Annotated in this window: 6 protein-coding genes and 1 pseudogene; 4 read left to right on the top strand and 3 right to left on the bottom strand. The window is 66.4% G+C overall.

What is annotated here, in order from left to right; all coding sequences use genetic code 11:
• Positions 1-320 precede the first annotated feature (320 nt).
• The 3 genes from ABZ851_RS35535 to ABZ851_RS35525 form a co-directional block, all read right to left on the bottom strand.
• Positions 321-1,577 carry a protein-glutamine gamma-glutamyltransferase gene (locus tag ABZ851_RS35535; RefSeq protein WP_361136584.1) on the bottom strand — a complete coding sequence of 419 codons (1,257 nt, stop codon included), beginning with the start codon at positions 1,575-1,577 and terminating at the stop codon, positions 321-323.
• A gap of 244 nt (positions 1,578-1,821) precedes the next feature.
• On the bottom strand, positions 1,822-2,079 hold the full coding sequence (locus ABZ851_RS35530; RefSeq protein ID WP_361136582.1) for a hypothetical protein: 258 nt from the start codon (positions 2,077-2,079) through the stop codon (positions 1,822-1,824).
• Positions 2,080-2,481: 402 nt separating this feature from the next.
• Complete coding sequence (locus ABZ851_RS35525) at positions 2,482-3,015, bottom strand: hypothetical protein (RefSeq protein ID WP_361136580.1); 534 nt, start codon at positions 3,013-3,015, stop codon at positions 2,482-2,484.
• Between the two features lie 150 nt (positions 3,016-3,165).
• Between ABZ851_RS35525 and ABZ851_RS35520 the strand changes: the two are divergent.
• The 4 genes and pseudogenes from ABZ851_RS35520 to ureC all read left to right on the top strand — a co-directional run.
• Positions 3,166-3,868: pseudogene (locus tag ABZ851_RS35520) on the top strand (IS5 family transposase); the annotation flags it as partial.
• 527 nt (positions 3,869-4,395) lie between these two features.
• Positions 4,396-4,782 carry an urease subunit gamma gene (locus ABZ851_RS35515; RefSeq protein WP_361136578.1) on the top strand — a complete coding sequence of 129 codons (387 nt, stop codon included), beginning with the start codon at positions 4,396-4,398 and terminating at the stop codon, positions 4,780-4,782.
• A 10-nt stretch (positions 4,783-4,792) separates the two neighbouring features.
• Positions 4,793-5,371, top strand: a complete 579-nt coding sequence (locus ABZ851_RS35510) for an urease subunit beta (RefSeq protein WP_361136576.1) — start codon at positions 4,793-4,795, stop codon at positions 5,369-5,371.
• 33 nt (positions 5,372-5,404) lie between these two features.
• A complete protein-coding gene (gene ureC / locus ABZ851_RS35505) occupies positions 5,405-7,279 on the top strand; it encodes an urease subunit alpha (protein ID WP_361136574.1) in 1,875 nt (624 codons plus the stop codon).
• Positions 7,280-7,286 lie beyond the last annotated feature (7 nt).

Here is a 7,286-nt window from a genome sequence, read left to right as displayed (position 1 = left end):
CTCTTGCAGGGCGTGCGGTGATCGTGGCCGCCGCCAAGAACACTCTCTTCGCTTTCGACGCGCAGAAGCCGCCGAAGCCGGGCTGACACGGATGGCTGGACGGCAGCAGGGTTGATGCTCAGGCCGTCACCGACGCCCGCAAGCTCGATATCGACCACGTCGTCTTCCTCCGGCGCTGCGTTCCCCAGGTGCCGCCAGTTCCCCGAAGCGCTGGGGCGAGCGCACCCTCCAGCGCTCCGTAGCACATCCGGGATGACCGCCGGCTGTGTGGCGGGCCGGCGGAGAGGGCCGGGTGGCCCGGCCCTCTCCGCCCGGCTCTGTTACGGCCAGCCCTGCTTCACCTCGGCGGGGGCGGTGTTCCAGCTCTTGGGTATAAACGTGATGACGTAGGCTCCGCGGTCGAAGTCCGCGTACCCCGCAGACCAGTTCCGGAACTTGCTCTCGTATACGTTCATGGGGCCCATGCCGCCATTGGGCGCGTGATAGTGGTTGGCGTGGGTCCATACGGTTTTGTCGGCATCCGCTTCTGCCTGAGCCCCGAACCAGCCGTAGTCGAAATTGACCCAACTTTCGCCAGGTTTGGCGGGACTGCGCGGAATGTTCCTGTCCCTCGACATGTCTACCAGGCCTGTGCCCTGGTCGGGGCGGAAGGCGTCCGGGTCGCCGTACTTTCTCTTGTCGGAGGAGCCCCGCTGGTCCTGCCCGCTCCAGAAGTGCTTCGAGTAGACCACCGCCTTCATCTTGGATGGGTCGTAGTTACCTCCATCCCTTTCCTTGAACGACGGCGTATTCCTCAGCGCCGAGTAAAAGCTCGAGCGGCTGTCCTCGTAGAGCAGAGCGTCGTTTTTGTTCACGAGCTCTGTCTTGAGGTGGTCGATGTAAGTCCCCTCGTCGTGCGCGTTATCCAGGGCCGCGTTCATGACGGACGCCACCTCACGCGCCCGCTTGAAACCCTTCCCCTCATCGAAACTGTCCTTGGCGATGCGCCCCTCAAACTCCGCCTGCGTCTCGTTGGGTTGCGGTCTGCTGTTTTCCAGATCGTTCTTGTACTTGTTCTCGTCGAAGAACGCGAACGCCAGTTTGTTCGTCGGGTAGGGGCCTGCATTGACCCAGGTGACGCCGACGCAGCCGTAGGACAGCTGCTCTCGCTGCTCTTCTGTCATTTGCTGTTGGTTGCCGCCGCGTTGACTGTAGACCTGCTGCCACTTGCGTATGTAGTTGTTGACGACCGTAGTGGCCCTGCCTCCGTAGGCCCGGTACGCGTCAGGCATCCGGTTGAGCGGCTCGGCGGGAGGGGTCACCCTGTCATCGACGGAGTCGGGGGCCCGGAAGAGCGCACTGGCACCCGGCGGCAATTCCGCCGGGGAATTTCCAGGTTGACCCGCAGTCAGAGCTCTTTTGTTCAGTGCGTTGATGTTCTTGACATCCTCCGCCGTCAGGCCGTGCGTTTCGGCGTAGGACCCCTCCCATTCCCCGTCGCCGCCGCTGGCGGCATGGCTGACCGACGGCATGACTCCGGCGGTGCATATCACCGCACCCACAGTGGCGAAGGCGAGCAAACTCCGGCGTTTGTACATGAAAATCAGTAACTCCCTTGTGGTGGATTCTCGTGAAACGAGGCATGCGAGCGAACGACGCAATGAGGGGTTTGCGGTAAGCAGCCGCGCTGTCCTGGGTCGCTGCGCCGGCGACAGGATGGAACGCCGCCACGAGGCGGAAGGAGATGCGGCAAAGGCGGGAGATGGCGGTGGCGGTGCGGTCGTCGCCGGCCATGACCTGGCGGCCGGCGAGCCGCCCGGGTCGGGCGGCACCGGTGCCTCGCTACATCAGCGTCGCCGCCGAGGGGACGCCGCGGGCCCGCTCCGAAGGGCCGGGGCCGCCGTAGCGGACCTCGACGCGCGGGTGGGAGCGGATGAAGTCCGTGCCGACCAGGCGGACCTGGCTGGGATGGCCGACAGCGGCGGTCGCCAGGGCGACGAGGGTCGGGACGGCCGCCTGAGCTCCCTGGGCGAGGGGCAGGGCAGGGGCCGCGGTGACGGCGACGGCAGGGAGAGTACGGAAAGCGGTGGGGCGTATCACGTGTCGGCTCCTGGATGAGTGATCAGGTTGATACGAGCAGTGATCATGTCCCCGCGCCGGCTCCCCCGGCAATGTCGCGGTCTTAAAGTCGGCCAATCTGCCACGTAGGCCTTATCTGGCCATGCATCCGAGCCGGCCCGTGGGGAGGCGATGCGGCGGCGTTTCCCCTGCTCGTGGCGTGTGGTAAGCGGCGAGGCGCGTACCGATGTCGTCGGGAATCCCACGGTGCGGTGGAAGCCGTCCTCGCCGACCGGGACGAAAAGCAGGGACATTCAGCGGGCTCAACCGGCTGCGGGGACTCCGTCAACACGCTCCGGGCCGCAGTCGAACGGGCCATCGCCCACCTGAAGTACTGGAAGATCTTCGCCACCCGCTACCGGCGGCCCCCTCGCCCGTTTGGGGTCACCGTCCCGCAGTGCTTCGCGCTCGGCCCGGGTCAGCGAGAACGGCGGAGATACGGTCCTTGCAGCTCTCGTCTGATGCACTGCGCTGCCGACCTGCGAACCGTGCAAGTAGGCGTGTGTCGGGCCGCAGGGGGATGTCGGAGTCACGCTCCAGCTTGCGGTCAATCGATGTGGCGCGGACCAGTACGTCGCGTTGGAACGTGTAGGGATGCCACAGTCCGATCTCGCTGCTGTAGAAGGGCTTTCGCTTCATCAAGAGGGCCTGGTCCCGATGGTCCGCGACCGGTTTCCATGTGACGCGGACGGTGTCCGCGTCGAGGCGGTGGACAGACGTCATCGCCGGTCCCTTGGGAATCACCGAGGTGGCGGCGGGCTTGAGGGCATCGCTGTGGATCGTCCGCGGTACGGACGGATCATAGTGCTCCGGGTTCTCCAGCTTTCCTGTGACGCGGAGCGTGGTGGGGCGCTGGCCCTGCTCGCCCGCGCACGCATCGGCTTGGGTGACCTTGCACCAGACGCCGGAGACGCTCACGTCGTCCTACGCTTGGATCTTCAGCTCGCGCGTGCCGCCGCCGACGGCCCCGATCACGGAGTAGGCGTAGCGGGAGTCGTGGGAGCGGACTATCTGGTAGCTGCACCGGTCGAGGGCCGCGCCGCGCGCGCCGGGGTCGCGAACATCGATGATGAGGCGGTGTTTGCCGCGATCATCTACGTCCTGGTCAGCGGCTGTGCCTGGCGGTCGTTGCCGCCGTGCTCCGGAGCGTCGAAGTCGGCCGTGCACCACCGCTTCGCCATCTGGTCTCGTGCCGGGGTCTGGGGCCGACCGCATCAGAAGGTTCTCCAACTCCTGGATGAGCAGGACCTGGTCGACCTGTCCGTGCGGTCCTCGATTCCGCCCACGTGAGGGCTAAAAAAGGGGGGGCGAACTTGCAGGTCCGAGCCCCGTGGACCGAGGTGAGCCCGGTTCCAGGATGCATGTCCTGTCCGACGCGAACGGACTGCCCCTACGGGTTGCGCTCTCCGCGGCCAACATCCACGACAGCCTCGCTCTGAAGCCGATGCCGTCCCATTTCCACATGGGACACGCATCCCACGCGGCCCACGCCAAACCCGCGCGCCTTCCTGCAGACAAGGCATACGACATCCCTCACCTGCCGCGTTGGCTGTCGGACAAACGCATCGGCATCCGCATCGCCCGCAAGGGCACCGACTCCAGCGAGCGGCTCGGCCGTCGCAGGTAAGTCATCGAACGCACCATGTCCTGGCCGACCGGCTACCGCCGCCTCAACCACCGCTACGAGCAGAAACCAGGCAACTACCTGGCCCTTAGCGGACTGGCATCCGCTCTCTGCTGCTACAAGCGGTTCCTCAAACTGACCATGTAGGACACGGTCTGAAGGGAGAGGAAGGAGGCCGTCACACGGCTACGCCGTGCTCTTCTATCTGGGAAGACCCAGCCCACGGAAGTGAGAGTCAGCACTCCGAGGAGACCCTCGCGTTCGCGTTTCCGCCCATCGGCACCGAGACACCCTGCTCCATCCTGGTCAGCGACGGCACGGCCGAGTGCAAGGTCATCGAACCGGCACCCCTTCTCGTGGCCGCCGGCTTCGTTCAAACGCTCGCGTCGCCGTCCATTCGAGGGGTGCGGGGCGGATTGTGCGGCAGCTTCCCGGCCAGCCGCAGGATGATCACCTATGGCGCAGCGTGGCTCGGCTGGCGGGACCCGGGGGTCCCACCTGGCGCTGCGGACTCACATTCATCGCCGGATCCGGGAAGGCCGTGAGCATTTGACTCCCCGAGTACAAGTACACCGGCTCGCCTCACGTGCGTCGGCCCAGAGGCGTTCTGGCTGCCTTCGTTGAGCCGGGGTCACCGGGGCCAGAGACGCCATAACCACCGTCGAGGAGCATGGATGCACCTGATTCCGTCGGAGCAGGAAAAGCTGCTGTTGTGCGTGGCGGGGATGCTCGCCAGCTACCGCAAAGAGCGTGGCATCAAGCTGAACTACCCCGAGGCTGTGGCCTACATCAGCTGTTGGGTCATCGAGGAGGCCCGGGCGGGCAACTACACCGTCGACCAGATGATGAGCGACGCCAGCGTTCCCCTGGAACAGCGGAAGGGCGACACCCAGGGCGCGGGCGAGAGCGTCCTCACGACAGCCCACGTCATGGAGGGCGTCGCCGAGGTGCTCCACGTCCTCCAGATCGAGGCGACCTTCCCCGACGGCCGCAAGCTCGTCACCCTCTACAACCCGATCCGCGCCCCGAAGGCCGACCCGACGCCCGCCCCGATCCGCTGAGGACGAACCCGTGCCCTACTTTCAGCCGCTGGCAGCGAAGCTCACGCCGATCGTGTGTCCGGGCGCGCGGCCTGACCGCCCTGCCCCTCCCGAGTCCCTGCCGCCCTCCGAGCTCGATCCGGGCCAGGTCCACGACTTCTCCCGGTACGAGGTGGGCGGAGTGTGGGTCAAGGCCCCGACCGCGGAGCACGTTCTCAACTCCGAAGAGGGCAAGACGACGGTCTACGTGGTCAACGTCGGTGACCGCGACATCCAGATCGGTTCGCACATCCACCTGGCCGACGTCAACGAGGACCTGCTGTTCTTCACCGACCTGGACACCGCCACCGAGGCCGAGGCCGTGCTGACCGACCCTGAGCGTGTGCGGTCCGAACAGATCGCCGCCGCCCGCGAGTTGGCGCACGACCGCTCGAAGACGCCGGGAGTGGCCCCTTGGGGTTACCGCCTCGACGTCGCTCCCGGGGACTCCATGCGGTTCAGCCCGGAGTACGCGCCCAGCGACGCGATCGAGGTCGTACCGATCGGCGGGCATCGACGTGTTCCGGGCCTGCGCAAGGACAAGCAGGCCGACGACGTCGATCTCGGCTGACCGGGCCCTCTTAAACCCAGCTGGAGTAGAGCAATGGCGAACATCACCCGGAAGCAGTACGCGAAGTCCTACGGCCCTACCGTGGGCGACCAGGTCCGCCTGGGCGACACCAACCTCTGGATCGAGGTCACCGACGACCTGACCTTCGGCGGGGACGAGGCGATCTTCGGCGGCGGCAAGACCATCCGCGAGTCGATGTTGCAGGGCACCACCACCAGCGCGCAGGGCGCCCCCGACACGGTGATCACCAACGTGGTCATCCTGGATGTCGCTCCCGCCCAGGAGCGGGGAAACAGTTACGCCGTCGTGCGTGCCGACGTCGGGATCAAGGACGGTCTCATCGTCGCGATCGGCAAGGCCGGCAACAGCGACGTCATGGACGGGGTCACCGACGGGCTGGAGATCGGCCCCTCCACGGACGTGATCTCCGGCGAGGGCAAGATTCTCACCGCCGGTGCCGTCGACACCCACGTGCACTACATCTCCCCATCGGCCGTCAGGGAGGCCGTGGCCACCGGCACCACCACGCTGATCGGCGGCGGCGTGGGCCCCTCCGAGGGGTCCAAGGCGACCACCGTGACCCCCGGCCCGCAGCACCTGGTGAACCTCCACCGCAGCTTCGACGACCTGCCGGTCAACGTCATGCTGCTGGGCAAGGGCAACACTGTCAGCAAGGACGGCCTGGACGAGCAGGCGCTGGCGGGCGCCGGCGGCTACAAGATCCACGAGGACTGGGGAGCCACCCCGGCGGCTCTGGACGCCGCACTGAAGGCCGGAGAGGAGTGGGGCGTGCAGGTCACCCTGCACGCCGACTCCCTCAACGAGGCCGGCTTCGTCGAGACCACCCTCGATGCCATCGGCGGGCGCGGCGTTCACGTCTTCCACGCCGAGGGCGCCGGCGGCGGGCACGCCCCCGACATCCTGAAGGTGGCCGCCGAGAAGAACGTTCTGCCCGCCTCTACGAACCCGACGCTGCCGTACACCAGGAACACCGTGGCCGAGCACATCGACATGCTGGCCTCCGCCCACCACCTCGACCTCAGCAACAAGAACGACCAGGCGTTCGCCGACTCCCGGATCCGCTCCACCACCATGTTCGCCGAGGACGTACTGCACGACATGGGCGCGATGTCCATCACCTCCTCCGACGCCCAGGCCATGGGCCGTATCGGTGAGGTCGTCACCCGCACCTGGCAGGTCGCGCACGTCATGAAGGAGTGGAGTCACAAGACCTTCCAGGACGCGAACTTCTTCTACCGGTCCCACCAGGGAACGGGTGACAACGCCCGCGCCCTGCGCTACGTGGCCAAGTACACGATCAACCCCGCCATCGCACACGGCATCGACGCGTACGTCGGTTCGGTGAAGGAGGGCAAGCTGGCCGACCTGGTGCTGTGGGACCCGCGGTTCTTCGCCGTACGACCCGAGATCGTCATCAAGGGCGGCGCCATGGTGCTCGGCAACCTGGGCGACCCCAACGGTTCGGTGTCGACACCTCAACCGACAATCCTGCGCCCTGCGATGGCCCACGCGATCGCCTCACAGCTGTCCTACTCGTTCGTCTCGGACAAGGTCCTCAACCCGCCCCCCGGCACCGACCCGTACGACCCGGTGAGGGGCAAGGGCGTGTTCAAGGACTCCCTGCGCGCCACCCTCGGACTACGGCGTGAACTGAAGGGCGCCAAGCCCGTCAAGGACGTCGAGAAGGCGGACATGGTCTTCAACGCCGAGCGATTCGGCATCGACATCGACCCGAGTACGTTCAAGATCGCGGTGGAGATCCCGGAGCTCGCCACGGCACAGAATCACAGTCTCACCAAGCACAAGAGCCGAGCTGGATTCTGGTATCTCGACCAGCCGAATCCGCCGAAGAACCTGCCACTCGCCCAGCGCTATCTGATGTTCTGAGGCGCCG

This window comes from Streptomyces sp. NPDC047049, from assembly GCF_040643995.1.
In the GTDB taxonomy this organism is placed as follows: domain Bacteria; phylum Actinomycetota; class Actinomycetes; order Streptomycetales; family Streptomycetaceae; genus Streptomyces; species Streptomyces mooreae.
The sequence above is the reverse complement of the archived record's forward strand: the minus strand, read 5'-3'. Positions and strand labels throughout refer to the sequence as shown.

Coding starts and splice junctions, on each gene's coding strand:
- ABZ851_RS35515 (WP_361136578.1), top strand. CDS start 4,396: ATGCACCTGATTCCGTCGGAGCAGGAAAAGCTGCTGTTGTGCGTGGCG.
- ABZ851_RS35535 (WP_361136584.1), bottom strand. CDS start 1,577: ATGTACAAACGCCGGAGTTTGCTCGCCTTCGCCACTGTGGGTGCGGTG.
- ureC (WP_361136574.1), top strand. CDS start 5,405: ATGGCGAACATCACCCGGAAGCAGTACGCGAAGTCCTACGGCCCTACC.